The organism is Microbacterium sp. P2_F9 (genome assembly GCF_056403635.1).
Genome location: NZ_JBFUFC010000394.1, coordinates 1 through 1,311, shown reverse-complemented (window position 1 = coordinate 1,311; position 1,311 = coordinate 1). Strand labels below are relative to the sequence as shown.

The window sequence follows — 1,311 nt, the reverse complement described above, 5'->3', positions numbered from 1 at the left end:
CCTCGCCGATGCCCGCGAGGATCGCGCGGCGAGCCCAGGCGTAGTGGTTGCCGCCGCACTCGAGGCAGAGCTCGCCGAGCGCGGTCCCGCGGGTCCACGGGTAGGCGCCGCGGTCGAAGAGGTCCTCGTCGGAGTGGGCGAGCACCAGCCGGCGGAGCCCCTCGTGCGAGGACTCCAGGCGCCGCTCGAGTTCATCGAGCGACGCATCCGCCGAGCGGTCGCGCAGCGTGACGTTCAACGCGTCGAGCTGACGCCAGGTATAGCCGTCGGCCGGGAGGGCAGGCGAGCCGCCGATCATGCCGTCCTCGTACCATCCCTCGAGCAGCAGGTGCCAGGCGTGCAGGTGGGCGAGCACGTCGCGCACGCTCCGGTCTCGTGCCTCGTTCGTGAACGCCGTGTCGAGGCGGCCTTCCTCCCGCAGCCGGTTCACCAGCTCCTTCAGGAGGCCGTACTCCTCGTCGCAGGCGCGTGCAAGGGCATCGCGCTGGTCGGTCGTCATCGGCTTCCCACCTTCCGTGTTGCGGTCCACTCCCTGAGTCGCTCGAGCGGCCAGGTCGTCACGATGCGCTCCGCCGGCACCCCGAGTCGTTCGGCGCGCTGCGCGCCGTAGTCGATCAGCGACAGCTGCCCCGGAGCATGCGCATCCGAGTCGATCGAGAAGAGGCATCCGGCGTCCAAGGCGATCGCCACGAGGTCGTCCGGCGGATCCTGGCGCTCCGGGCGGGAGTTGATCTCGACCGCGACGCCATGTGCCGCGCACGCGTCGAAGACCGCCTTCGCGTCGAGCGTCGATGCCGGCCGGGTTCCTCGGGAGCCTTCCACGAGCCGACCGGTGACGTGCCCGAGGACGTCGACCCGCGGGTCCGACACCGCGGCGACCAGCCTCCGAGTCATCGGCCCGCGCTCCATCCGCAGCTTCGAGTGCGCCGAGGCCACCACGATGTCGAGCTGGTCGAGCAGATCGGGCTCCTGGTCGAGAGCGCCGTCTTCGAGGATGTCGACCTCGATCCCCCACAGCAGCGTGAACGCTCCGCCGCTCTGCCCACGCACCAGCTCCTCCTGCGCGCGCAGACGTTCCGGCGACAGTCCGTTCGCAACCCGAAGACGCGGCGAGTGGTCGGTGAGCGCGAGGTATTCGTGACCGAGCGCGCGACCGGCCTCAGCCATCAGGTCGATCGACGTCAGTCCATCCGACCAGTCGCTGTGGCTGTGCAGGTCGCCCCGCAGCAGTCCGCGGAGGGTCGACTGCTGCTGCACACCGGCCCGTTCCCGCAGGTCGGCGAGGTACGTAGGCACTCGCCCGTCCAGCGC

General features: G+C 70.7%; 2 protein-coding genes. Both read right to left on the bottom strand.

All coding sequences use genetic code 11. The features are described from left to right. Nucleotides 1-499, bottom strand: a 499-nt coding sequence (locus AC1DVT_RS20290) for a ClbS/DfsB family four-helix bundle protein (protein ID WP_477391206.1), incomplete at its 3' end; no start/stop codon positions are given. Then, a partial coding sequence (locus tag AC1DVT_RS20285; RefSeq protein ID WP_477391204.1) for a PHP domain-containing protein occupies nucleotides 496-1,311 on the bottom strand: 816 nt, incomplete at its 5' end. The genes AC1DVT_RS20285 and AC1DVT_RS20290, both read right to left, overlap by 4 nt.